Source organism: Fictibacillus iocasae (genome assembly GCF_042665465.1).
Lineage (GTDB): Bacteria > Bacillota > Bacilli > Bacillales > Fictibacillaceae > Fictibacillus > Fictibacillus iocasae.
In genome coordinates this window covers 133,603-157,060 of record NZ_JBHTCP010000051.1, presented here as the reverse complement: position 1 = coordinate 157,060, position 23,458 = coordinate 133,603, and the positions used below count along the sequence as shown (strand labels likewise).

Here is a 23,458-nt window from a genome sequence, read left to right as displayed (position 1 = left end):
TTACGTCTTTTATTTGGCTAAGCGAAGTGTATCGCGGGCGATCATCACTTCTTCGTTCGTAGGGATCACGATGACTTTTACAGGAGAGTGAGGGTAGCTGATGAACGCTTCCTTTCCTCTTACCTTGTTAAGTGCTGGGTCCCAGTATACGCCCATGAACTCAAGTCCTCTTAAGACGCGTTCACGCACAGCTGTACTGTTTTCACCGATTCCTGCCGTAAAGATAATGGCATCGATTCCGGCCATTCGCGCCGCATAAGAACCGATATATTTGTGAATTCGGCTCGCAAACACTTCAAGTGCCAATTCTGCGCGCTCGTTGCCGTTTTCTGCTTCATCTTCAATATCGCGAAGGTCAGAGGAGAATCCGGATACACCGAGCATACCGCTCTTGTTGTTCAGAACGTTCAATACTTCTTCAGCAGACTGTCCTGTTTTTTGCATGATATATGGGATCAACGCCGGGTCAATATTACCTGAACGAGTTCCCATCGTTACACCCGCAAGCGGTGTGAAGCCCATTGAAGTATCGATGGATTTTCCCCCTTCAATTGCCGCGATGCTCGCTCCGTTTCCTAAGTGGCATGACAACAGGCGAAGCTGTTCGATCGGACGCCCTAAAAGCTCTGCCGCACGCTCTGATACGTATTTGTGGCTCGTTCCGTGGAAACCGTACTTTCGGATGCCAAAATCTTTGTAATAGTCATACGGAAGGCTGTAAAGGAACGATTTTTCAGGCATAGACTGGTGGAATGCTGTGTCAAATACCGCAACAGCCGGTACATCTGGAAGTACTTCTTTAAACGCGTTGATGCCGACAAGGTTTGCTGGATTGTGAAGCGGCGCCAAGAAAGAAAGCTCTTCGATGTCTGCCAGCACTTCGTCATCGATTAATGCAGAATCATGGAACTTTTCTCCGCCATGAACAACACGGTGACCGATTCCTTCAATCTCGTTAAACGACGAAATGATGTTATGGTTCAGAAGCTTCTCAAGCAGCATCTTAACCGCTACAGCATGATCGTTAATATCTGTAACTTCCTTCACTTTCTCTCCATTCACTTCGATTGTGAAGATCGAATCGCTCATTCCGATTCTTTCTACAATTCCTTTTGTTAGAACCGTTTCTTCAGGCATATCAAGAAGCTGAAATTTTAATGAAGAACTTCCTGCATTGATTGCGATAATTTTAGCCAAACTCGCCATCTCCTTATAAATGAAAAGGGTGAGTGCAAGACGGCCACTCCCCTTACATATGATTTTTGACAATATCCTCCCTTATTTAATCATTCGTTCGTTTATATGACAAGGTGCTGAAACGCTTACATGATATATTCGTTATATTCAGACTTGATTGCGTTTTCAAGCGACACATATATAGCACCTTTTTGAGAAATTAATAAAGAATTCAATGAACTTGTTGATCTATGTTACAGGTGCTGTGTAACAAGACATCGCACGAACAGCCTATAAAAAACAATTAAATACCATAGTGGTAAATATGGTGGTTTATGTTATTACGAAAAGGATGTTTAGCAGATATCCATACTACTGTTTTATGTCAGCTTGTTCGAAAAGGTCTTTATAGCTTTATTATTTGCATAGAAAAAACAGCCAAGCATATGCTTCGCTGTTTATTTTTCACGTTTCCATTCCGTTTTAAACCAATCATCCATCTGCTTCATTACATTGTTGAGCGCTTCTTTGTTTGAGAAAGGCGGAAGCTTCACGAGCATTGCTTGTTTCGGTTTTACCATATCTTCCCCTATCTTTTGTAAAAGAAGGATGCTCTTAGCGTGCGCTTCTGATTTGAACAGTGAAGAGGGAAGCTCAATAAGCCCTAGTACAGCGGCATACTGCTTCAGCCAGTTATGAAGGAGCTCAGACTGTTCACTCTCAAACAGCTTGTTAGGCACAATGAATACGCCAAAACCAGAGCTTTTCACGTACTTCATCGCCTGCTCCATGATGAGATGATGTGCAAACGTGTGTCCTTTTGGATTGTGCACGTCAAAATCCTTAGCTGTCTCATCATCTGGATAATAGCCCACGGGCAGATCGGCTATCGCAAGATCAACCGGTTCAATATAGAGCGGCTTGATTACATCTTGATGAAAGAGCTCGATTCCATGCTTCTGTAAATTTGCACTGCTCCAAGAGAGACGAAGCAGCGTTTCGTCGATCTCCACACCAAATGAAGCAAGTTCTTTTCCTTCAAGAAGATTCATCACTGCTGTCAGCAGGTTTCCTGAACCGATAACCGGGTCGAGCAGTGATATCGCTTTGTCGGTTTCTTTCATTTTTCTGATCAAATACCCTACGAACAAAGCCACAGCATCCGGCGTCATCGCATGATTAGGCTGAATCGCCTCTTTCATGCCTTTGAGGACCGAGAGCTGAAAGGCTTTACGAATTTCTTCGTTTTCATATGAAGACACGTTTACCTTTTTATACTCTTCTTCTAATAACACTTTCAATTTCGTGCTGTAATCTTGAGGCAGTTCTTCGTAAAACAAGTTTTCCCCTGTTTCCGCGAGTGCGGTCAAATAAGGGGTATTATCTTCTTCTTTTATAGCTGAAGCAGTAACGTCCAGCACGGTGAACAGCTTTTCCATATTTTCAAATGTGCTCATCTGTCGTCCTCCTAATACCTACGAAACATTGTAGCAAATTGTGATAAAAGCGCAAGTTGATTGCTGATCCACGCAGAAAGCCCCAGCGGACATCGCGTCTGCCGGGGCTGCATGTTAGTTGGCTGCTGCTGCAGCTTCGATCGCTTTATCGTAATCCGGATGGTCTGTCACTTCACTCACATATTCTGCGTACGTGATTTTGTCTGAACTGTCGACAACGAATACCGCACGAGCTAAAAGGCGAAGCTCTTCAATGGCCGTTCCGTATGCTTTTCCGAAAGAAAGCTCGCGGTGGTCAGACAATGTTTGAACATTTTCAACTCCAGCTGATGCACACCAGCGCTTTTGTGCAAAAGGAAGGTCCACAGAAATTGTTAAGATCTTCACATTTTCAAGCTTAGAAGCGGCTTCGTTAAAACGGCGAGTCTGAGCATCACAAACGCCAGTGTCGACGGAAGGCACGACAGAGATGATTCTGACATGTCCTTTAGAGTCGGCAAGTGTCACTTCTGATAAATCATTTGCCAGTACTTTGAAATCTGGTGCAGCATCTCCTGCTTTTAATGGTGTTCCGATTAAGGTTACAGGTTTCTCTTTGAATGTTACTGACATCGGTATAGCCTCCTTCTATATGTGTATGTACTTCTTCATCATAAATCGGTCATACCGATTGCGCAACTTTTGTGCTGCATATCCAGCAAAAAGGCTGTCCCAATAAAGGGACAGCCCAATTCATTAAAAATCATTCTTCTCGCTTTGTCTTCTCATTTGCTGGCCTTTATTTTTGTTCATCATATGCTGCAGCTTATCGATCACACCTGGTGCGAGATCCAATATTTTTTCGTACAAGTGGGTGCTGTTGTCAAGGTGGATCGTTTTGATGCCATGATTGGAAACAATAAGAAATGCGATCGGTGTGATAGATACTCCGCCGCCGCTTCCGCCGCCAAACGGAATCTTGCTCTCATGGCTTCCTTGTCCGCCGGAGCTGTGTCCTGATGAGGCACCAAATTCCGATCCTCCAGCTGCAAAGCCGAAGCCAACTTTTGAAACAGTGAGGATCACACTGCCGTCAGGTGTCTCTACAGGATCACCGATAATGGTGTTTACATCAATCATTTCTTTCAGGTTTTCCATGGCCGTTTTCATCAGCCCCTGGATCGGGTGGTCGTTCATGTCTCTATTCCTCCTGTCATAGCATTTGAGCTGCGATTAGGTTTTATTCTAGACTGTCGCCGCGCTCTCATTAAGCGTAGCATCACGACAATAGCATGCCCGATTTTAAAGGAGAACATACCTGAGACATGGGTTTTCGTAAACGCATGTGAGAACAGAGGATGCACCTCGATTATAGGCTCCTTTTTCACAGAAAGAAACGTATGAAGCAGGTTGATGAACATGCCTTTCACCGACCAAAGCACCCCTGCCATCTTAGCAGTCGACGACGCATCTCCCGTTCCGATCACAGTCTCCCATTTAAACGAAGACACTCGCACATTTTGCAGAAAGCTCCCAAGTATTGCACCTAGCCTTTTCACATGCTGATATTCCGAATACATATGGTGAAACCGTGAAGCCAGGCGGGTATAGGTCGTTTTCTTTTTCTTCGTTTTTTCTTTATGACGAGAATTGATATCCTTCTCTGTATACCGAATTCCTTCTTCATCAAGTGCTGACCCTGATCCGCTAAAGCTTTTCGTGTGGCTGAATATCCGCCACATCCTCAAGGTGACCGTCATCTCCATGCTGGGCTGCCCGCCGCCCGCTAGATCAAATTCAACCGACACGCGGGAATGCCAAAGGACTATAAAAAAGATCACTGTCGTAAATATAGCCATCGTCCAAAGCATCATCCTCTTCCTTCCTCTTTACATTATGAACAGAGAAAGCCAAAATAAAACCTGCCACTCACGGTGGCAGGCTGATGATCACGATTATTCTTCTTTGTTATAAACGACGTACGTGTCAGCAAAGCGGTCATGAAATCCTTGCTTTCTTTTAGAAAACGCAGCTGCGATATATCCGAGAAAAAGAAATTTACTAATAAACTTTCCGACTACCTCACGGAAAAACAAATCTGGCCACGTAAGTGTTTCGTGTTCTTTCGCGATCACACGAATGTTGAAAACCATTTTGCCCAGTGTCTGGCTGAATACTTTCGTCATGACCATATAATAAGCATACAAAACGATAGCCGCAATCAAGCCCTCCAGGGTAAATATGCCGGCTGGACCGAATGACGGGTTTTCTGTGAAAAAAAAGGGAAACAGGATAAACCGGTTCAAGCTGGATACCACTGCAAAATCCAGCAAGAACGCCCAAAACCTAATCCAAAAGCCAGCATAATGATAGCGCTTCTCTTGTTTCGCAAGTGTCCAAACATGTGCTTCATTCTCCATCTGCTGACACCTCCTATTCTGTATACAAATATTTCAGCTGAGGCGCTTGCTGTTGATTCATCAGCTGCTTGATCCCTAAAAGATCCGCATCGGATCCGGAAAGCTTAGACACCGTCATCTGAAACAGCGATTCGAAGCCGATGCTCATGTCATATTGCACGAGTGTGGCATCATTATCGCCAATTTCTTTTTTCATTCCCAGCACCGCATCATCAAACGTGCCAAGACTGTCGACAAGTCCAAGATTTTTCGCCTGCTTGCCATTATAGATTCTGCCGTCTGCGAGCTTGCGGACATCCGATTCTTCAAGGTCCCTGCCACTGGCGATAACCGAAACAAATTCATTGTATGAATCATCTACCATACTTTGCAATATTTGCTGTTCTTCCTTTGTCATCTCACGCGCAGGAGACAGGATGTCCTTGTGAGGGCCGCTCTTGATCGTTTCCCATTTCACACCGAGTTTCTCGGCAAGCTCACCATAGTTCATTGATTGAATGATCACACCAAGTGAGCCAGTCATCGTGGCAGGATTGGCAAAGATTTTATCAGCAGGTGCTGAAATATAATAACCGCCCGAAGCCGCCATGCTGCCCATTGAAATATAGATCGGCTTGCGGTGTTTTTTTTGTGTTTCTATAATTTTCTTATGTATTTCCGCACTTTCGACGACTCCGCCCCCAGGAGAGTTCACTTTAATGATAATGCCTGCTGCAGCATCATCTCTTGCAGCCTGGTCAAGCATCTTAAGAAACTGGCGGTGATTATATCCAGGACTCTCGAAAAATGAGGAAGCATCTCCACTGTCCTGTATAACCCCTGTAATATCAAGTACGACGATTTTTTGATCAGATTCTCCTTGTTTAATCACGGTCTCAGTAAACTCACCGCCCTCCATTGAAAACAGTCCTTCTTCCATCCCGCCAAATAGTTCACCCGCAGCGAGTGTTCCTAGAAACTGAAACAAAGATGAGCTGATAAATAGTACGGCAGCAATGGCCAATGCGATCCATCTTTTTTTGTTCATGATTATCCTCCTTATGCTGTCTATTGTTCAGTTTACCTGTTTTTCCTTTAAAATTCCATTTGAACACCCAAAAGGATTCTTTCCCTTCATCTCGAACACCCTATAAGAGCACATTATAGAAAATGGAGGGGTATCAGCATGGAAGAGCGCAAACATTTGTATGTGTTTTACAAAGAGGAAGAACCTGTTTCATCCAAGGTCGAAAACATGAAATCCTTAGCTGCACAACAAGGGTTCACCCTGGTCGAGGATCATAAGGAAGCGAACATTATTGCATCAGTTGGGGGAGACGGAGCGTTTTTGCAAGCTGTCCGAAAAACAGGATTTCGAGAAGATTGCTTGTATGTAGGTGTAGGCGCACAAGACATTGGCTTTTATTGTGACTTTCAGCTTGATGATGTAGGCGGTATGCTGCAGGCAATGAACTCCGCGCAAATCGAGGTAAGAAAGTATCCAACGCTCGAGATAACGGTGGACGGGCACTCCAGCTTTCACTGTTTGAACGAATGCTCCATCCGTTCTTCTATTATTAAAACGTTCGTTATGGATGTTTTTATTGATGACCTATACTTTGAAACATTCCGGGGGGACGGGATGCTCGTATCAACACCGACTGGCAGCACCGCCTATAATAAATCTGTGAATGGATCGGTACTTGACCCGATGCTTGCCTGCTACCAAGTAAGCGAAATGGCTTCACTCAACAATAACCAGTATCGAACGCTCGGATCATCATTCGTTCTTAGCAGCGAGAGACAGCTAACGTTTAAAATTTTGCAGGATAACAGCCACTATCCGATCATCGGCATTGATAACGAGGCGCTCAGCATCCAGCATTGTGAAAATTTGCAATTTAAGCTGAGCAGCAAAAAAATAAAAACCGTGAAACTAAAGGACAACTCCTTTTGGCATAAAGTAAGGCGCAGTTTTCTATAATACACAAAGCAGAACAGCCTCCTGAAAGGGAGGCTGTTCTGCTTTGATCAGGCGTGTACGTGATCGCCTTTGAAAGCGATCACATCCTCGACAATGGTATAAAGCACTTTTGTTTGAAGGATGCTGCTAGGCGGAATCTGAAATAAATCGGCATCAAACACCGTAAAATCAGCAGTATAGCCTGGTGCGATAAGCCCTTGTTCATGTTCTTTTCCGATGGCGGCCGCACTGCCTTTTGTATAAAGTCCGATCGCTTCGAACATGGTAAGCTTTTGCTCTGGAGTATACCCTTCATGTGTCTCTTCCGGCTTCCTTCTCGTTACAGCTGCATAAATGCCGAGGAGGGGATTCACCGGTTCAATCGGCGCATCGGATCCTCCGGCACAAATCAGATGATTGTCAAGCATCGTGCGGAACGCAAACGCATTTTTAATACGCTCCTTGCCGAGCCGGTCGATCAGCCAAGGAAAATCTGAGGATACAAAACTTGGCTGAACATCAATGATAAGCGGCAGTTCTTTCATCCGTAATACCAGATCGTCCCTTATTAATCCTGCATGAATGACTCGGTCGCGTTTGCCTTCTGGTGCCGGGCTCTTTTCAAAGGCTCCTAGTACCATGTCTAATGAGTGGTCTCCGATCGTATGAACAGCAGCAGCCATTTTATTGCTTCTGGCCAGCTGCACTAGCTTGAATAACTCTTCCTCTGTATGAATCCTCACACCAGTTGTTTCTGGATCATCGTGATACGGTTCGCTCAGTAATGCCGTTCTGCCTCCAAATGCCCCATCGCTGAATATTTTCAGTGCACCATACTCCACATGCTTTGACGAAAAAGGTTCACTTTCCAGCCAGTCGCGAAAAGCTGCGTGATGCACAAGGAGATGCGCTTTAAAAGGGATCGCCTTTCTGCCTAGCACCTCTTTAAACGCTTCTTCTGCATAGCGGAAGCCGCCATAATAGCTTAGATCTTCAGAATGACCGCCAACGAGTCCTTTAGACAATAAGTCTCGCACCGAAGCTTCCAGTGCCCTATTTAAATAGTGCTGTTCTGCTTGCGGAATAACCGACTTTACCAGCTCTGCTGCTGTATCAAGCAAAAGGCCTGACAGCTCTCCGCTTTCGTCGCGACCAATGATACCGCCGGGTGGATTCTCCGTAGCATGGGTGATGCCGGCCGCCTCAAGCGCTTTCGTATTGGCTAAAAACGCATGGCGGCATATTCTTGACAAAAAAACGGGGCGACCTCCACTGATGTCGTCGAGCTCTTGACGAGTGACGATTTTGACATCTGGAAAGTTGTTCTCGTTCCAACCGTCACCTAAGAGCCATTCATCCTCAGCCAGTTGATCGGCTCTAGTCTTAATCACTTGAAGCAGATCTTTACTCGAAGAAATCACTGACAAGTCGAGCCTTATTAATTTTTCTCCATGTCCGATTAAATGCAGGTGGCTGTCTGTAAGACCTGGAAGCATCATCCCGCCCTTTAAATCCACAACATTTTCGATTTCGTCAATAAAAGCTTCTCTCAAGCGTTGTTCCGGCCCTGCTGCCTGAATGACCCCTTCATGACAATAAACAGACTCCACCGTTTCATTTTCTTTAACCATCGTATAAATAGCACCGTTCACATATAAGGTCCCCAAACTCTCACTTCTCCTTCTGTACTGTATGGCTCTATTGTATGACAAAAACGGCTCCTGTAAAAAAAACAGCTGTCACCAAATAGAAAAGAGCAGGCATCAGCAGCCTGCCTCCTTTCTTTATTGCATTAAAGCTTTCTTCATTTCCTGTTGACGAAGCTCGATTCTCCTGATTTTTCCTGAGGTCGTTTTCGGAAGCTCAGAAATAAATTCTATTCTTCTAGGGTATTTATACGGAGCTGTCAATTCTTTGACATGATTCTGAAGCTCTTTAATCAGTTCATCTGTCACGATTGTGTTCCCATCACGAAGAACAACAAACGCTTTGACAATGCTGCCTCTGATTTCATCAGGGCTTGCAACCACGGCACATTCCTTCACAAGGTGGTGCTTGACAAGTGCATCTTCTACTTCAAATGGGCCGATTGTATATCCAGAGCTGATGATGATATCATCTCCACGGCCTTCAAACCAGAAATAGCCATCCTCGTCTTTCTTTGCTTTATCACCCGTTAAATAATACTCGCCTCTAAAGGCCATCGACGTGCGTTCCCGGTCTTTATAATATTCCTTGAATAAAGCAGGTGAATCTTTATGAACAGCAATATCGCCGACCTCTCCTGCTTTGGCTGGTGCGCCCTCGTCATTGATGACTTCGACCCGGTTGCCAGGAGTCGGCTTGCCCATCGAGCCAGGACGGACTTCCATGCCTTTCATCGTACCGACAAGCAGTGTGTTCTCTGTCTGTCCATACCCGTCACGTACGGTCACACCAAAATGTTTGCTGAACGTCTCGATCACTTCTCGATTGAGCGGTTCACCAGCGGATACAGCACTATGAAGAGTACTCAAACTGTAATGGGAGAGTCCTTCAACCTTTGCCATCAGCCTGTATTCTGTCGGTGTACAGCATAAAACGTTGATTTGCTCGCTATCAAGGATCTCTAAATAAACAGCAGGATCAAACTTTCCATTATAAACGAAACCGCATGCACCCATCCCAAGCGTTGACACAAACGGACTCCAAATCCATTTTTGCCAGCCCGGGCCAGCTGTCGCCCAAACCTTGTCACCTTCTTTAATGCCGAGCCAGCCCTGTGCCGCCGTTCGAATATGGGCATATCCCCAGCCATGCGTATGCACGACGCCTTTGGGATTCCCGGTCGTTCCAGAGGTGTAGGATAAAAAAGCCATATCGTCGCGGTGAGTGTCAGGCGCTACAAAGGAAACGCTTTCATTTTCAGATTCAGCAATAAGATCAATCCATCCAGGTGCCGTCCCTGAACCTGTAAACTTACAGCGCAATGTTGGCAGCTGTTCCTCTATAGCATCTATACTTGAAATATATTGGCTGTCAGCGATTACAGCGCATGCTTCACTATGTTGAATTCTGTAGCTTAGATCTTTCGCACGCAATAGTTCAGAGCAAGGGATCACAGCGATCCCGGATTTCAGGCACGCTAAGTAAACCGCATAAGTTTCAAGCTTTCTCGGCATCAGAATGAGTGCTTTATCCCCTTTTTGCAGTCCGTTTCTTTTGAACGCATTTGCCAATCTCCCAGCTTGTTCAAACAATTCTTTGTATGTAACAGTCGACGTGGTCCCTGAAGCATCCTTCCAAATCAAGGCGGTCTTATGATGATCCGCAGCAAAGCGCTCCATTTCTTGTGATAAATTGTACTTTTCTGGTGCGATTAAGTTCATAGGCTAGTCCTCCTTGTTGTTTCGTGCTATTTTATTATAAAACATTTTAGAAAATTTGGAAAATGGAAGAAATCACAATAAAAGGGCGGGGATTGCCCGCCCTTTATTAGCCATGTTATTCAATTATTTGCGGTATCCGCCAAGAGCTTGAGCAACAAGACGCTTAGTGATTTCTCCACCTACAGATCCGTTCGCACGAGCTGTAGATTCTCCACCAAGGTTTACTCCGAACTCAGAAGCGATTTCATACTTCATTTGGTCGATTGCTTGTTGTGCACCTGGAACAACTAGTTGGTTTTGGTTAGCCATTTTGTTTCACCTCCTTTTAAGTTGGTACACTTAATTTGCGGCAAAAACGAAAAATCATGCTTGGAAATTGTTGTTTATTATTGGGAAGGCAAATCTTAAGAAAAAAAAGCTAAGAACTCACGGAAAACGATCAGTCATCCACAAGCCCGAAACAAAAGAAAAAAACTGTCCAAAAGCCTGTTAGGCCTTCATGGACAGTTTTATCATTGACTGCGGATATTCTTGTTTAATTATAAAAAATATTAACGACACAACTCAAAAAATGATTTAGAATAAATCACTGAATTCTTCTTTTGAATTATTTTCATCCAGCATAACGGTCTCCACTTTTTCCACCGCAGCGGCAATCAATTCATCCAAGTTCTCGATATATTGCTCGAACCTGATTGCTTTTTCTTTCTTGGGCTTTGTTTTCGGTGCAGAAGGAAGAAAAATGGTGCAGCAATCTTCATAAGGTCGAATCGAAATATCGTAGGTGCCTATTTTTTGGGCAAGGTCCATAATCTCAAGCTTGTCCATCGTGATGACTGGACGCAGCACCGGCATATGTGTCACTTCATTGATGGCATACATGCTATGCATCGTCTGGCTCGCGACCTGTCCTAGGTTTTCACCGTTTGCGATAGCAAGACAGTTATTCTTTTCAGCAAGTTGTTCTGCGATTCGCAGCATCACCCGGCGCATGATTGTCATGGAATAACTCGCTGGAATTTTATCTTTGATTATTTTTTGAATTTCTGTGAAATGGACAACATGAAGCTTGATCTTGCCGCCAAAACGTGTCAACTCTTGAGTCAGATCAACCACTTTCTGCTTCGCTCGTTCACTCGTGAACGGCGGGCTGTGAAAATGAAGGCCTTCAATTCTTACCCCGCGCTTTAAGGTTAAGTAGCCTGCTACGGGGCTGTCGATTCCGCCTGAGAGCATCAGCATCGCTTTCCCTCCCACACCGACGGGAAGCCCGCCTGCACCAGGGAACGTGATGCAGCTAATGTATGTTGCGTTTTCCTTCACTTCAATCCGCACATCAATATCCGGTTTATGAACATCTACAGTAATGTTTTCCGTGTTGATCAGGATGTGTGCCCCTACCTCACGGTTGAGTTCTTGAGAACCTACTGGAAAATGCTTATACGCCCGTCTTGCCGAAATCTTAAAGGTTCCTGGTCCTGTGCTTGCTTTCTGGAATGCCTGAAGCGCAGCTCCTTTGATTTTCTCGAGGTCATTTTCGGATTTTACAGCAAGGGAGATCGCATGAATGCCGAACACATCCTGCAATTTTTTTACGACCGGAGCATAATCCTCGCCATTCAAATCAATATTGATGCGGTCAAAAGCTTTTACTGCCGCAACAGCTGGAAAAGCACGCAATTTCTTTTTTACCGTCTCGAATAACTGCGATTCAAAGTGCCTACGATTTTTTCCTTTTAACGATAGCTCGCCATATCTGACGACAATATGATCATAGTTCATGATTTACCTCATCACTTCTCTTAAGTTTTTTACTGCGCTTTTTATGGCATTTACGGCCATTTCCGCTTCATTTATCGTGTTATCGAAAGAAAGACTTATGCGAATAGCGCTTGATGCCAGGCTTTCGTTCACACCCATTGAAAGCAGCACGCGGCTTGGGCCTGCTTTTTTCGAAGAACACGCGGAGCGGGTCGAAACGAAAATGTCCTTCTCCTCAAGTGTATGAATGAACACTTCCGGCTTAATTCCCTCGACCGAAAAGTTTAAAATATGCGGTGCTGTTCCGTTCACAGGTGTATTGATTTTGATGCCTTCAACAGATGATAGAGCATCCATTAAGTAGGCTTGAATCTCTTGAAGCATCTCGCGCTTTTCTTTTGCTTCGTCTAACGTCATCCTCATTGCTTTGGCAAGAGACACGATGCCGGCTACATTTTCTGTTCCAGCACGAACCCGTCCCTCTTGCTCACCTCCGGTAAACAGAGGAGATAAAGTGATTCCGTTTCTAACGAACAGTGCTCCGGTTCCCTTTAATCCATGAAACTTGTGGCCTGAAATGGTACAAAGGTCAATGTTGGCACCCTTTAACCCGAGAGGCACCTTTCCGACTCCTTGCACATGATCTACGTGATAGACAATTTTGGGATGTGCAGCCAGAATCTTTCCGATATCCTCAACCGGCTGAATAACACCTGTTTCATTGTTCACATGCAAAATGGAAACGAGCGTTGTTTGATTGGTTATGCTTTTCTCAAGATCCTCTAATGATATTTGTCCGTTTGGATATACCGGCAAATACGTAACGGAGTATCCAATCGTTTCTAAATAATGAAAGGTTTCATACACCGAGGCATGTTCTGCCATTGTAGTAATCAAGTGCATGCCGCGCTCTTTATGTGCTAATGCTGTTCCTTTAATCGCGATGTTGTTCCCTTCTGTTCCGCCCGATGTAAAAATGACTTCAGAAGGTTCAGCGCCCAAATATGAGGCGATATTTTGCCTTGCTTTGTTAAGAAGCCTTTCTGCTTCTCCTCCTTTGGAATGAAGCGAGGAAGGGTTGGCGAAAAACTGCCTTGAAACAGAAGCGAATGTTTGGACAACTTCTTCATACGGCCTAGTCGTAGCACTGTTGTCAAAATAAATCATAGCCATCCTCCTGATGAATGTTTCCGTGCTTTTTCACATTTTTTAATCATACCATAAACCGCTTGGCCAACCTACCACTTTTCTCTTTATAGCATGCCTAAAAACGTTCTGATTGTGCAGTCAGATATGTATTCATTTCCCAAAAAGCGGTTTAAAATCGTTTGAACTTTATTTCGGATGTATTTGTAAGCTGACATCAAGCGGTTCAGCTTAGGTGAAGGTGTACTTATACAGTGGACTTTTACTTTTTAGCCATGTTGTATCTTTTCGCAAAAAAGCGATGCTCCTTCAATGCTACAAAATCCAAATGAAAGAGGCTGCCCTGTTTTCAGCAGGACGGCCTCTTTTAAACGTGTGCCTTCATATTAATTTCCATTTGTTTCAGTACACCCGGATGTACGCTTTCAACTGCAGAGCCTGCAATTTGCAGCGCATCTTCATACTGGCAGTTGCGGAAGGCGATCTCTGCTTCAATAAGACGGATGGAAACGTTTTGATAGCTGCTTCTAAACCGGTTGCCATATTGTATCAGCTGTTCGGCCAGCTGAGCGGTCTCGATCATCTTAGCTGTCTCTTCATAGCCTTCTTCCACTGCAACGAGTGCCTTTTCAAGCACGTAAGATACTTCGGAGATCTCCAGCGGCTTTTCATCGAGCTTCTTAGACACCTCAATAATATACTCCTCAGCTTTTGCGATGGTCACGAGATAATGCTCAGGGAGGCCGGGAAGGTTGCTCTTTTGCACCATTCGACGTGCTTCCAGCAGTTTTCGGCGCAGTTCTTTTAATTTATCTTTCGTATGCAATTCGTCCTTTCGCAAGTTCAAAAGCATTTCCTGATAAATTTTCTGTGAGCGCTGCAGCTCGTCCAGCTGGCTTTTCATTTCCTCAATCATCTCGCGTATGACTGAGAATGAGTCCTTCTTTGAGACAATGGATTCTTCAATTAAATTAAAACGATTTTGAAGCTTGTTATACAGCTTTTCTATTTTTTTCTGCATTTCCGATTCATTATGATCGATCTGGTATGTGAGAGACACGATGTCCGTCTCCTCGCGCAGGTTCTCCATATTGATTCTCATATCATTCAAGATTTCGGCAATATGCTCTCTTTCTTTTAGAACAAACTGCTTAGATACGACTTCGTTTTCCAATAGCTCATACAGCTGATCCACTTTACTGAACATTTCATCGAGTTCTTTTTGTGAATCCTCCGTCTCGATTCGGTAAATCTTTTCGGTTACATCTGACAAATTGTTAGAAAGCTGCTCGATTTCCTTTTCGATGACAATATGGTTCAGCACATAGCCCTGCTGCTCCATTTCATGAAAGCCTTCTTTCAGGTTGCGAAGCTGGGAAGGAAGGTCTGACTGGACACTTACGAGCAGTTCTGGCACTGCCTGCATCTTAGTTTTTGTTACATGAAGACGGTTGGCGCTTTCGACTAAAATCTGGCGGGCTTCTAGATGGCTTCCCGCGCTCGTAAGCTGTTCAAATTCTTCAAATTTGTGCTGAATGTCTTCAAATTCTTTATCAAAGACAGATGCCGTCTGGCCAAGCGAGCGAAGGTGAGTCAAATAATATTTTTTCGCCTGTAAATACTGCTCCTTAGCCTCGATGATCTGTTCTCTGTTCAGCTCTTCACTCGTGATCAATTCGTTGATTTCTGCCGTAATGATTTGAATTCTAGATGAAATGCTGTCTAACGTGCGTTTTGCCTGGCGGGTAATTTCACGCGCTTTCCCGAACCGGTATTTATCTGCATATTCTTCCGCATCAAATAAATCTTCTTCAAGGCCTGGAAGGATAACGGTCACCATCTCATCCCATTCATTACGCCACGATTCAAATTTTTCTTCCGTTTCACCAATCATGACCAGCCCTTTTACTTTCGCGATTTCATCGGTGAGTGGACGGTTCATAATCTGGATTTTCAACCCTTCAAGGACGTCAATTTCGTTATAGATCTTGCGGCGCGACCATGCACCATATCCAATTAACAAAAGGACAGCGATTACTGCAGCAACGATAGGTAATGTCATAGGTAGCACCCTTTCTCTGTTTCCCCTATAAATATAAAAAGCCAGGCTGGCAGCAGCCAAGCTTACGATTGGTTTTATGTATATCACTGTGTTTTAATGTATTAAATATAACATGTAAACTAGATTTTGAACCAACAAAAATGCAAAATTTGATAAAAATTTTCCATATATAACAAAATTCATGAAAAGGAGTCGGATTATGCGATTTGATGGACATGTACACACACCGTTCTGCCCGCATGGATCGTCTGACACGCTGAATGAATATGCTGAGCGCGCCCTGTCACTCGGCTATTCTGGCATCACCTTTACAGAGCATGCTCCACTGCCATACGGCTTTACCGACCCTGTGCCTGAATCTGATTCAGCCATGAAACGAGAAGATCTTCCCCGCTACTTTCAGGCTTTGAAAGAGATCAAACAGGAATTCAAAGGCCGATTACAAATTTTCACAGGTCTTGAAGTCGATTTCATTGAGGGATTTGAAAAGGAGACCGATGCATTTTTGACAGATGTTCAAGATTATTTGGATGATGCGATACTCTCCGTTCATTTTTTACAGCATAAAGGGAAGTATTGGTGCATGGATTACAGCGAGGATCTGTTCGGTGAAATGGCTTCTGTCTTTGGAAGCGTAGACGACATATATGCCGCTTATTATAAGACCGTGAAGGATTCAGTCCAGTTCCGTTTCTCATCTTTTCAGCCAAGGAGAATCGGGCACATCACACTTGCGCGCAAATTCCATAAACGATATCCAGCTCAACGCACGTTCGCAGAGGACATCTTGTTTATTTTAGAGGAAATAAAAGCGAGGGATTATCAGCTTGATTATAATGGGGCAGGCACGGTGAAGCCAAACTGCCAAGAACCGTATCCTTCTGACTGGGTTGTTCAAGAGGCAGCCAAAAGAAAAATCCCGCTCGTGTATGGTTCTGATGCCCATACCGCTGCGGGATTACATCAAGGTTTCAGTGAGCTGCTTTATCGAGATAAATTAGCCTCCCCATTTTTCCTGGACGGCGCCGAATAAGACATTTGACAGAATGGAAGGTTTCTTTTCTGTCACACATACGAACTTTTCTATCCAGCTTCTGATCCATTTTTGATAATCGCTGTAAAATATGTTTTCTCCGACAGGAAGGTGAAAGACCTCTGTCAAATAAAGCGGCTGCAAAAAGGGCAGCAGCAGCATTTCTTTATATTGAACAGAAAGCAGATCAACAGACTGCCTTTTAAACTCTCGGCGCTTCATTCCTTTTTCAAAGAAGGCGTTCAAATAATATTTTTCTTTTGCCAAGTAGGTTGACATCAGTTCACGGATCAACGTTGAATCAAGGGTCATCTCACGGTGGACGAATCGGGCGAGCTCAAGGTTGTTCTTTTGATAGGAAAGCAGCTGCTCTGTCAGTTCTATTAATGTTCCTTTAGCCGTTTCCTTTGTTGAGGTATGATACACCACCTCAAGCCTGCGGACATAGCCTTCATAAAAGGACATAACGAGTTCTTCTAACAGCCCTTTTTTCCCGCCAAAATGATAGGAAACGAGGGCGATATTCACATTTGCTTTCTGGGCGATCTGCCTGATCGTTGTTCCTTTGAAGCCTTGGCTTGTAAACAGTGAGATCGCTGCATCGCAGATTCTTTCTTTCGTCCCTTTTATTGCGGTCTTCATCGTCTGACACCACCCTTTTTTAAACGCATGCCGTACACTGCCTAAATAGATTTGGACTGTTATGTAATACATTCTTGGGGAGGCGGGCAATACCTTTTCTAATCGCTCGACAAATAAGGCGGCAAATCTGTACACTTCAACATTTTCTGCTAAACTAAACATCATAATATCGACTATATAGGGGGATTTTGTATGTTTAACGTTCAATCGTACAGCAACGACCGATCTGAAGCCTATGAGCTGCTGTTTAAACAGCTAGACGCACTTCTTGAAGGAGAAAAGAATATCACAGCCAACCTAGCAAACGCTGCCGCCTTACTGAACCAATTTTTGGATCGCATTAACTGGGCTGGATTCTACCTGATGGAAGAAAGCTCCTCACAGCTTGTGCTCGGCCCGTTCCAAGGCCTTCCCGCATGTGTCAGAATTCCAATCGGCCGCGGAGTATGCGGTAAAGCAGCACAAGACAAAGAAACGGTAGTCGTGGATGACGTTCACCAATTCCCAGGCCACATTGCCTGTGATGCTGCTTCGCAATCTGAAATCGTCGTTCCGATGGTAAAAGACGGGGTGCTGATCGGCGTCCTTGATATCGACAGCCCTGAAAAAAGCCGTTTTGATTCTGTTGATAAAGAAAACCTAGAAACATTCGTCAGTGTGCTATTGAAGCACCTATAACAAACCGGGGTCCGGTACCTTTACCATTTAGAGCAGGTTTAATGATCCTGTTGGTAAAAGGTACGACCCCTTTATTCATTAAAGAGACCGCACTTCCACGTTTAACGGTGAAGTGCGGTCTCTCAATGTATTATGTGTTTAATGCCTGCTCGATATCTGCCCATATGTCCTGCCAGGCTTCAAGTCCGACAGAAAGGCGAAGCAGCGTTTCACTGATTCCCATTGCTGCCCGGTCTTCCGGAGGAACAACAGCATGTGTCATCGTCGCGGGATGCTGAATTAAGGTTTCAGCATCTCCAAGGCTGACCGCGATTTTAATGAGCTCCAGGGCGTTCATGAACCGCTGCGCATCTTCTTTCGTACCACAAATTTCAAAGCTGATCAATCCCCCTGGACCGTCCATTTGCCTAGAAGCCAACGTATATTGCGCAAACTCTGGATCTCCAGGAAACAGCACTTTTGAAATTCGCGGATGCTTTCTTAGTTGTTTTGCGAGCTCTGCTGCATTGCTGCAATGACGGTCCATCCGAACCGGAAGAGTCTTCATTCCTCGAAGAAGCAGCCAGGCATCAAATGGCGACATCACGCCCCCTATGTCCTTCTGTGTCGTCATTGAAAGATGGCTCATCAATTCCTTGCTCCCGGCAGCTAGACCTCCAATCACATCACCATGTCCGCATAAATATTTGGTTGCACTGTGAATGACAACGTCGCAGCCAAGTTCAAGAGGCCGCTGTAAATATGGAGAAGAGAACGTATTATCCACTACTACGGGTATACCAAACTCTTTTGCTATTTCAGCCACAAGCTTAAGATCCACAAGCTTCATCGTCGGATTGATCGGCGATTCCACATATATTAAAGCGGTTTCTGGCCTGATCGCCGCCCTGATCTGCTCTTCGCCATCCATTGACTGAAAACTGTGACTGACTCCAAAACGTTCCTGCATAAAATGGAGCAGGCCGAACGTACACCCATATACGCCTTCGGAACATAAAATATGGTCACCTGTTTTCACCATGCCCATTAAAACAGCAGATACTGCCGCCATCCCTGATCCAAACGCCAAGCCTTTTTCTGCTTTTTCAAGCGCCGCGATCCGCTGCTCCAGCATCTCGACCGTCGGATTTTGAAGACGTGAATAAATGTATCCTTCTTCCTCGCCTGCGAATCTGCGCTCGCCTGACTGCGCATCAGGAAAAACAAAGGTGGATGTCTGAAAAATCGGCGGTGCCAAGCTCCCGAAATGCTTGAGCGCATCATATCCACTGTGTATAACCTCTGTCTCAAATTTTCGTGAACGTTCTTGTTTTGACTGAATCTCTTCCATCATCGTCAAAGACCTCATTTCACATAATGTAAGCGCTTTCTTTTATTATCATATCCTGTAAAGCAAGGATTGACAATCATTATTGAACGTGTGGTGAGCCTCTTTTTCAGCAGTGCTTGACTTCCACTACTTTACGTCGTATACTGTTCTTTGTGTAAAATAACGCAGCACTGTGTCCATCTGCTGTTTGATTTTGTTCCTTTTTAAAGGTACATCGCGTAGCTTCTCGGCTGCTGAAGTGAAGATGTGTGAAAACAAAATCGGCTGCTGAAAAGGGCGGAGTCACTGTTTCTTGTTTTACTCCAAAACAAAACACGTGAAGGAGGAGACTATTATGTCTCGATACACAGGATCTACGTGGAAAATTTCCCGTCGTCTTGGAATTTCATTAAGCGGAACGGGTAAGGAACTTGCTAAGCGTCCTTACGCTCCAGGTCAACACGGACCAAACCAACGCAAAAAAATCTCTGAATACGGACTTCAGCTTCAAGAGAAGCAAAAGCTTCGCCACATGTACGGAGTGAACGAGCGTCAATTCCGTCGCATTTTTGATGATGCTGGCAAAATGCCTGGTATCCACGGCGAAAACTTCATGGTTCTTCTTGAGTCTCGTCTAGATAACGTTGTTTACCGTCTTGGTCTTGCTCGCACACGCCGTGCGTCTCGCCAGCTTGTAAACCACGGGCACATCACAGTAAACGGAAAGCGTGTAGACATCGCTTCTTACCGTCTTTCTACTGGAGATGTAGTTGGTGTACGTGAAAAGTCACGCAACCTAGTAGCAGTTAAAGAAGCTCTAGAAACAAACAACTTTGTTCCTGACTTCTTGACTTTCGACGAAAACAAGCTTGAAGGCACATTCACTCGTCTTCCTGAGCGTTCTGAGCTCCCAGCTGAGATCACTGAGCAGCTTATCGTTGAATTCTACTCTCGTTAATTGTAACGAAGCAAAACCCCGATTCTATTTGGAATCGGGGTTTTTGTTTTTGTAAACAGATTAGTTAACTTGAAAGAAAACAGTGAAGCCGTTGGCCTCCATTTCAGGCGCACGCTTTCCGCGGGGCAGTCGGTGAGCCCCTTCGTCGCAAGCGCCATTGAAGGGTCTCACCTGACCGCTTGTCCCGCAGGAGTCGGCGCCTTACATTCCAGCCAACTAAGTCGATGAAGAACTCAAGATATAATCAATATTCACAATAACCATTTTCACTTCTATTCAAATCCAAATCTTCTTGACGGTTTAATGAATATTAAAATAAATAAACACTCTACTCTAAAAAAAAAAAACGGAGTAACATTATATAATTTATTGAGGGATTATCATGATTAAAAAAATCGATATAAATAATAGAAAAAAAGCTCAAGAAGTACTAAATGTGCAAATTCCTTCTTACAATATGGAAGCAAAAATTATTGGCACATATGAGATACCTCCGTTAAAAGATACAGTCGATAAGTTACAGCAATGTGGTGAAACTTTCTTTGGCTATTATTCACAAGACAAACTATGTGGTGCAATATCATTTAAAATTGAAAATAATGAAATGGATATTCACCGATTAATCGTAGATCCAAAACATTTTAGAAAAGGAATTGCTCAGAAACTTTTGGAAATCGCTGAAGCACAGAAAGGAATTGAGTCAATAAAAGTTTCAACTGGTTCAAAAAATACTCCCGCAGTTAGATTTTATATAAAGAATAGGTACCAAAAAGTTAACGAAGTCAAAGTAAATGAACTAATTTCCTTAACTCATTTTGAAAAGAAAATTTAAATGTATATATAACAATCAAGTGTATTAAATGGAAGATAAAAAACGACCAAATTTGGTCGTTTTTTACTTTTTGGGGATATTCAATTACAATGCAAGTTCACAAGCTAAAAACTTTTTTACTAATAATTGAAAAAGTGATTTCTTTATTAAAAGGATACCCAATTATTAAGATCAGTCCACTTCCCGCATCATGCTGCTTTGCAGGATGTCGAACCATTGTTCTGTGTTCATGTTCAGCTCTGTTGCTTTGACAGCAGAGGCGATGCGTTCTTTCTTGCCGCTTCCGACGATCGGCATGATGCGGCCAGGGTGAGCGAGTAGCCACGCGTAGGCTGTCTCATCAAGGCTTTCTGCCCCAATTTCAGCTCCTACCTTCTCCATCGTCTTTTTCACCGCAATACTTTGTTCATCACTTCCGGAGAACAAACGGCCGCCAGCAAGCGGTGACCATGCCATTGGCGCGATGCGCTTCTCTAGGCAATGATCCATTGCTCCATTAAAGAAAGAATCCGTATGCAGCACAGATAACTCAATCTGATTCGTAACTAGCTCCACATCACAATAGCTTTGAAGCATATTGTATTGTGACGGTGAAAAGTTGGATACACCGAAATGTCTTACTTTTCCTTGCTTTTTTAACAGGTTAAAAGCTTCAGCCGTTTCTTCCGGGTTCATGAACGGATCAGGGCGATGAATAAGCAAAAGGTCAAGATAATCCGTGTTCATGTTTTTCAGCGAGCGTTCAGCCGAAGTGATAATGTGCTGCTTGCTCGTATCATATGACTTAATGCTATGCTCAGGGCGATTACCAGAAATCAGCTTGATGCCGCATTTGGATACAATCTGGATCTTTTCGCGAAGCTCCGGTTTAAGAGCGAGTGCTTTTCCGAAAATCTCTTCGCACGTGTAACCTCCGTAAATGTCAGCATGGTCGAATGTGGTAATGCCCCACTCGATGCACTGTTCTACAAGCGCAAGCAGTTCTTGATCGCTTAAATTCCATTCTCCCAGTCTCCAGTGACCATGTACGATACGTGAAAATTCCAGGTCTTTTGCTAACGTGATTTTTTCCAACTCTCTCACTCCTGATTGTTTGTCTAGTTGATTAAAAACGAATCAATGTATACTTTTTCTTTCCGCGGCGGATTAGTACAAATTTATCCTCAATACGGTCTGAAGCGCTGATGATGGCATCAAGACTTGTCAAACGCTCTCCGTTGACTGAAATTGCACCGTTCGTAATATCTTCTCTGGCCTGGCGCTTAGAAGGAGATACCTTTGCCGCAACAAGAAGGTCGACTAACAAAACATCGTCTCCTGATTCCATAACGTGTGATGGGAATTCTTTAAATCCTTGCTCAATTTCTGTACCTGTGAGCTCGCTCACGTTTCCGCTGAAAAGGGCTTCTGTAATTTTCAATGCCTGCTCATATGCCTGTTCGCCGTGCACGAGTGTCGTCACCTCACGCGCTAGTGCCTTCTGCGCCTCACGCTTTTCTGGAGCTGACTGAAACGATTCCTCTAGTGCTAAAATCTCTTCCTGTGACAAAAAGGTGAAGTATTTGAGCATGTTCATCACATCGGCATCGGCCGTGTTCACCCAGAACTGGTAAAACTCGTAAGGTGTCGTCTTGTCAGCATCTAGCCAGATGGTTCCAGATTCCGACTTGCCGAACTTAGTACCGTCTGCCTTCGTGATAAGCGGAATAGTCATACCGAACGCTTTTTCTTCTTCCCCCGAACGGCGAATCAATTCCATCCCTGCTGTAATATTGCCCCATTGGTCACTTCCGCCGATTTGCAGCTTGCAGTTTTCTTTTTGATGAAGGTTCAGAAAATCGTACGACTGGAGAATCATGTATGAAAACTCTGTAAACGAAATTCCCGCATCGAGGCGCGTGTTAACAGAATCTTTCGCGAGCATGTAGTTAATCGAAAAGTTCTTTCCAACATCACGCAGAAAACCAATAACACTCAGCTCGCTTAGCCAGTCATAGTTATTGACAGTCTTTGCCGGGTTGTTCTCGGCATTAAAGTCTAGGAAACGCGAAAGCTGATCTTTGATCTTGTTCGACCAATTCACAACTGTTTCTTGTTCATTGAGCGTACGCTCTGCTTTCTTACCACTCGGGTCTCCGATCAGACCTGTCCCGCCGCCTACTAGTGCGAGCGGCTGATGTCCTGCAAGCTGAAATCTCTTCAGCGTGAGAATCGGGAGGAGGTTTCCGATATGAAGGCTGTCTGCCGTCGGGTCGAAGCCGCAGTATAAAGTGACCATCCCGCTTTCTAATTCTTTTTCCAATCCTTCGCGGTCCGTTACTTGATGCAGCAGTCCGCGAAACTCTAAATCGTTTAAAATTGACATATTGTTCTCTCCTTTTTCCGTTTTGCAGGCAAATAAAAAACGCCCCTAAAAAAGGGACGTGATTTCTCGCGCGGTACCACCCTGATTGAGAGCAAAAATCAGCTCTCCGCCTCAACTTGTTAACGGATTAGATCCGTTTCCTGCTACTTTCATATTTGTTCACAGGAAAAGCTCCAGGAGGTAATTCACTTACGCCTTTGTGCTGGTTCACATCAGCCACCAGCTTTCTGAGTCAGGGAGACGCACGCTACTTGTTCCTATCTACGCTTATACGATATTCGCCATTGTTTTCTCATTTTTATCATATTAAGTGAGCACTGTCAATGACAG

At 44.2% G+C, this 23,458-nt stretch carries 22 protein-coding genes and 1 other annotated feature; of the genes, 5 read left to right on the top strand and 17 right to left on the bottom strand.

What is annotated here, in order from left to right:
- Nucleotides 1-9: 9 nt before the first annotated feature.
- The 7 genes from ACFQPF_RS17180 to sppA all read right to left on the bottom strand — a co-directional run bounded on the left by ACFQPF_RS17180 (nt 10) and on the right by sppA (nt 6,059).
- On the bottom strand, nt 10-1,197 hold the full coding sequence (locus tag ACFQPF_RS17180) for an acetate kinase (protein WP_379751231.1): 1,188 nt from the start codon (nt 1,195-1,197) through the stop codon (nt 10-12).
- Nucleotides 1,198-1,634: 437 nt separating this feature from the next.
- Complete coding sequence (locus ACFQPF_RS17175) at nt 1,635-2,633, bottom strand: class I SAM-dependent methyltransferase (RefSeq protein WP_379751229.1); 999 nt, start codon at nt 2,631-2,633, stop codon at nt 1,635-1,637.
- Between the two features lie 114 nt (nt 2,634-2,747).
- A complete protein-coding gene (tpx, locus tag ACFQPF_RS17170; RefSeq protein WP_379751227.1) occupies nt 2,748-3,245 on the bottom strand; it encodes a thiol peroxidase in 498 nt (165 codons plus the stop codon).
- A gap of 123 nt (nt 3,246-3,368) precedes the next feature.
- Nucleotides 3,369-3,809 carry a GerW family sporulation protein gene (gene ytfJ, locus ACFQPF_RS17165; RefSeq protein WP_379751225.1) on the bottom strand — a complete coding sequence of 147 codons (441 nt, stop codon included), beginning with the start codon at nt 3,807-3,809 and terminating at the stop codon, nt 3,369-3,371.
- Nucleotides 3,806-4,486, bottom strand: coding sequence for a DUF2953 domain-containing protein (locus ACFQPF_RS17160; RefSeq protein WP_379751223.1), 681 nt, complete (start codon nt 4,484-4,486; stop codon nt 3,806-3,808). The genes ytfJ and ACFQPF_RS17160 overlap by 4 nt, the downstream gene beginning before the upstream one ends.
- Before the next feature lie 81 nt (nt 4,487-4,567).
- Complete coding sequence (locus ACFQPF_RS17155) at nt 4,568-5,032, bottom strand: RDD family protein (RefSeq protein ID WP_379751221.1); 465 nt, start codon at nt 5,030-5,032, stop codon at nt 4,568-4,570.
- Nucleotides 5,033-5,045: 13 nt separating this feature from the next.
- Nucleotides 5,046-6,059, bottom strand: a complete 1,014-nt coding sequence (gene sppA / locus ACFQPF_RS17150) for a signal peptide peptidase SppA (RefSeq protein ID WP_379751219.1) — start codon at nt 6,057-6,059, stop codon at nt 5,046-5,048.
- A gap of 138 nt (nt 6,060-6,197) precedes the next feature.
- On the opposite strand from sppA, the gene ACFQPF_RS17145 reads away from it, so the two are divergent.
- Entirely contained in the window at nt 6,198-6,995 is a 798-nt protein-coding gene (locus tag ACFQPF_RS17145) for an NAD kinase (protein ID WP_379751217.1), read from the top strand.
- Nucleotides 6,996-7,042: 47 nt separating this feature from the next.
- Here ACFQPF_RS17145 and ACFQPF_RS17140 read toward each other — a convergent pair whose 3' ends face one another.
- From ACFQPF_RS17140 to ezrA, 6 genes are all read right to left on the bottom strand, one after another.
- Entirely contained in the window at nt 7,043-8,641 is a 1,599-nt protein-coding gene (locus ACFQPF_RS17140) for an amidohydrolase (protein ID WP_379751215.1), read from the bottom strand.
- Between the two features lie 117 nt (nt 8,642-8,758).
- Nucleotides 8,759-10,342, bottom strand: coding sequence for an acyl-CoA synthetase MbcS (gene mbcS / locus ACFQPF_RS17135; protein ID WP_379751213.1), 1,584 nt, complete (start codon nt 10,340-10,342; stop codon nt 8,759-8,761).
- Between the two features lie 123 nt (nt 10,343-10,465).
- The gene (locus tag ACFQPF_RS17130; protein ID WP_094252352.1) at nt 10,466-10,651 is read right to left on the bottom strand and encodes an alpha/beta-type small acid-soluble spore protein; all 186 of its coding nucleotides are present in this window, start codon (nt 10,649-10,651) and stop codon (nt 10,466-10,468) included.
- 267 nt (nt 10,652-10,918) lie between these two features.
- Nucleotides 10,919-12,127 carry a tRNA uracil 4-sulfurtransferase ThiI gene (gene thiI / locus ACFQPF_RS17125; protein ID WP_379751309.1) on the bottom strand — a complete coding sequence of 403 codons (1,209 nt, stop codon included), beginning with the start codon at nt 12,125-12,127 and terminating at the stop codon, nt 10,919-10,921.
- Nucleotides 12,128-13,270 carry a cysteine desulfurase family protein gene (locus ACFQPF_RS17120; RefSeq protein ID WP_379751211.1) on the bottom strand — a complete coding sequence of 381 codons (1,143 nt, stop codon included), beginning with the start codon at nt 13,268-13,270 and terminating at the stop codon, nt 12,128-12,130.
- Nucleotides 13,271-13,616: 346 nt separating this feature from the next.
- On the bottom strand, nt 13,617-15,311 hold the full coding sequence (ezrA, locus tag ACFQPF_RS17115) for a septation ring formation regulator EzrA (protein WP_379751209.1): 1,695 nt from the start codon (nt 15,309-15,311) through the stop codon (nt 13,617-13,619).
- A 199-nt stretch (nt 15,312-15,510) separates the two neighbouring features.
- On the opposite strand from ezrA, the gene hisJ reads away from it, so the two are divergent.
- Complete coding sequence (gene hisJ / locus ACFQPF_RS17110) at nt 15,511-16,344, top strand: histidinol-phosphatase HisJ (protein WP_379751207.1); 834 nt, start codon at nt 15,511-15,513, stop codon at nt 16,342-16,344.
- On the opposite strand, the gene refZ is transcribed toward hisJ, so the two are convergent.
- Nucleotides 16,309-16,986, bottom strand: coding sequence for a forespore capture DNA-binding protein RefZ (refZ, locus tag ACFQPF_RS17105; RefSeq protein WP_379751205.1), 678 nt, complete (start codon nt 16,984-16,986; stop codon nt 16,309-16,311). The genes hisJ and refZ overlap by 36 nt on opposite strands.
- Nucleotides 16,987-17,178: 192 nt before the next feature.
- On the opposite strand from refZ, the gene ACFQPF_RS17100 reads away from it, so the two are divergent.
- Nucleotides 17,179-17,664: a GAF domain-containing protein gene (locus tag ACFQPF_RS17100; RefSeq protein ID WP_379751203.1), complete on the top strand. Its 486-nt coding sequence runs from the start codon at nt 17,179-17,181 to the stop codon at nt 17,662-17,664.
- Between the two features lie 130 nt (nt 17,665-17,794).
- Here the strand turns inward: ACFQPF_RS17100 and megL are convergent, their stop codons facing one another.
- Nucleotides 17,795-18,997, bottom strand: coding sequence for a methionine gamma-lyase (megL, locus tag ACFQPF_RS17095; RefSeq protein WP_379751201.1), 1,203 nt, complete (start codon nt 18,995-18,997; stop codon nt 17,795-17,797).
- Between the two features lie 331 nt (nt 18,998-19,328).
- On the opposite strand from megL, the gene rpsD reads away from it, so the two are divergent.
- Together rpsD and ACFQPF_RS17085 are read left to right on the top strand one after the other, a co-directional pair.
- Nucleotides 19,329-19,931 carry a 30S ribosomal protein S4 gene (gene rpsD, locus ACFQPF_RS17090; protein ID WP_379751199.1) on the top strand — a complete coding sequence of 201 codons (603 nt, stop codon included), beginning with the start codon at nt 19,329-19,331 and terminating at the stop codon, nt 19,929-19,931.
- A 382-nt stretch (nt 19,932-20,313) separates the two neighbouring features.
- The gene (locus tag ACFQPF_RS17085) at nt 20,314-20,763 is read left to right on the top strand and encodes a GNAT family N-acetyltransferase (RefSeq protein WP_379751197.1); all 450 of its coding nucleotides are present in this window, start codon (nt 20,314-20,316) and stop codon (nt 20,761-20,763) included.
- 171 nt (nt 20,764-20,934) lie between these two features.
- Here the strand turns inward: ACFQPF_RS17085 and ACFQPF_RS17080 are convergent, their stop codons facing one another.
- Together ACFQPF_RS17080 and tyrS are read right to left on the bottom strand one after the other, a co-directional pair.
- Nucleotides 20,935-21,837 carry an aldo/keto reductase gene (locus ACFQPF_RS17080; protein ID WP_379751195.1) on the bottom strand — a complete coding sequence of 301 codons (903 nt, stop codon included), beginning with the start codon at nt 21,835-21,837 and terminating at the stop codon, nt 20,935-20,937.
- Between the two features lie 31 nt (nt 21,838-21,868).
- Entirely contained in the window at nt 21,869-23,128 is a 1,260-nt protein-coding gene (tyrS, locus tag ACFQPF_RS17075) for a tyrosine--tRNA ligase (RefSeq protein WP_379751193.1), read from the bottom strand.
- A 49-nt stretch (nt 23,129-23,177) separates the two neighbouring features.
- Nucleotides 23,178-23,401: a binding site (T-box leader), on the bottom strand.
- Between the last annotated feature and the right edge of the window lie 57 nt (nt 23,402-23,458).

Bases quoted from the DNA above. Each gene is read 5' to 3' on its own strand.
- ACFQPF_RS17155 (WP_379751221.1), bottom strand. From the start codon at position 5,032: ATGGAGAATGAAGCACATGTTTGGACACTTGCGAAACAAGAGAAGCGC.
- sppA (WP_379751219.1), bottom strand. From the start codon at position 6,059: ATGAACAAAAAAAGATGGATCGCATTGGCCATTGCTGCCGTACTATTT.
- ACFQPF_RS17160 (WP_379751223.1), bottom strand. From the start codon at position 4,486: ATGATGCTTTGGACGATGGCTATATTTACGACAGTGATCTTTTTTATA.
- megL (WP_379751201.1), bottom strand. From the start codon at position 18,997: ATGATGGAAGAGATTCAGTCAAAACAAGAACGTTCACGAAAATTTGAG.
- rpsD (WP_379751199.1), top strand. From the start codon at position 19,329: ATGTCTCGATACACAGGATCTACGTGGAAAATTTCCCGTCGTCTTGGA.
- ytfJ (WP_379751225.1), bottom strand. From the start codon at position 3,809: ATGAACGACCACCCGATCCAGGGGCTGATGAAAACGGCCATGGAAAAC.
- ACFQPF_RS17100 (WP_379751203.1), top strand. From the start codon at position 17,179: ATGTTTAACGTTCAATCGTACAGCAACGACCGATCTGAAGCCTATGAG.
- hisJ (WP_379751207.1), top strand. From the start codon at position 15,511: ATGCGATTTGATGGACATGTACACACACCGTTCTGCCCGCATGGATCG.
- ACFQPF_RS17085 (WP_379751197.1), top strand. From the start codon at position 20,314: ATGATTAAAAAAATCGATATAAATAATAGAAAAAAAGCTCAAGAAGTA.
- ACFQPF_RS17175 (WP_379751229.1), bottom strand. From the start codon at position 2,633: ATGAGCACATTTGAAAATATGGAAAAGCTGTTCACCGTGCTGGACGTT.
- ACFQPF_RS17120 (WP_379751211.1), bottom strand. From the start codon at position 13,270: ATGATTTATTTTGACAACAGTGCTACGACTAGGCCGTATGAAGAAGTT.
- ACFQPF_RS17130 (WP_094252352.1), bottom strand. From the start codon at position 10,651: ATGGCTAACCAAAACCAACTAGTTGTTCCAGGTGCACAACAAGCAATC.
- tyrS (WP_379751193.1), bottom strand. From the start codon at position 23,128: ATGTCAATTTTAAACGATTTAGAGTTTCGCGGACTGCTGCATCAAGTA.
- ACFQPF_RS17145 (WP_379751217.1), top strand. From the start codon at position 6,198: ATGGAAGAGCGCAAACATTTGTATGTGTTTTACAAAGAGGAAGAACCT.
- refZ (WP_379751205.1), bottom strand. From the start codon at position 16,986: ATGAAGACCGCAATAAAAGGGACGAAAGAAAGAATCTGCGATGCAGCG.
- tpx (WP_379751227.1), bottom strand. From the start codon at position 3,245: ATGTCAGTAACATTCAAAGAGAAACCTGTAACCTTAATCGGAACACCA.
- ezrA (WP_379751209.1), bottom strand. From the start codon at position 15,311: ATGACATTACCTATCGTTGCTGCAGTAATCGCTGTCCTTTTGTTAATT.
- mbcS (WP_379751213.1), bottom strand. From the start codon at position 10,342: ATGAACTTAATCGCACCAGAAAAGTACAATTTATCACAAGAAATGGAG.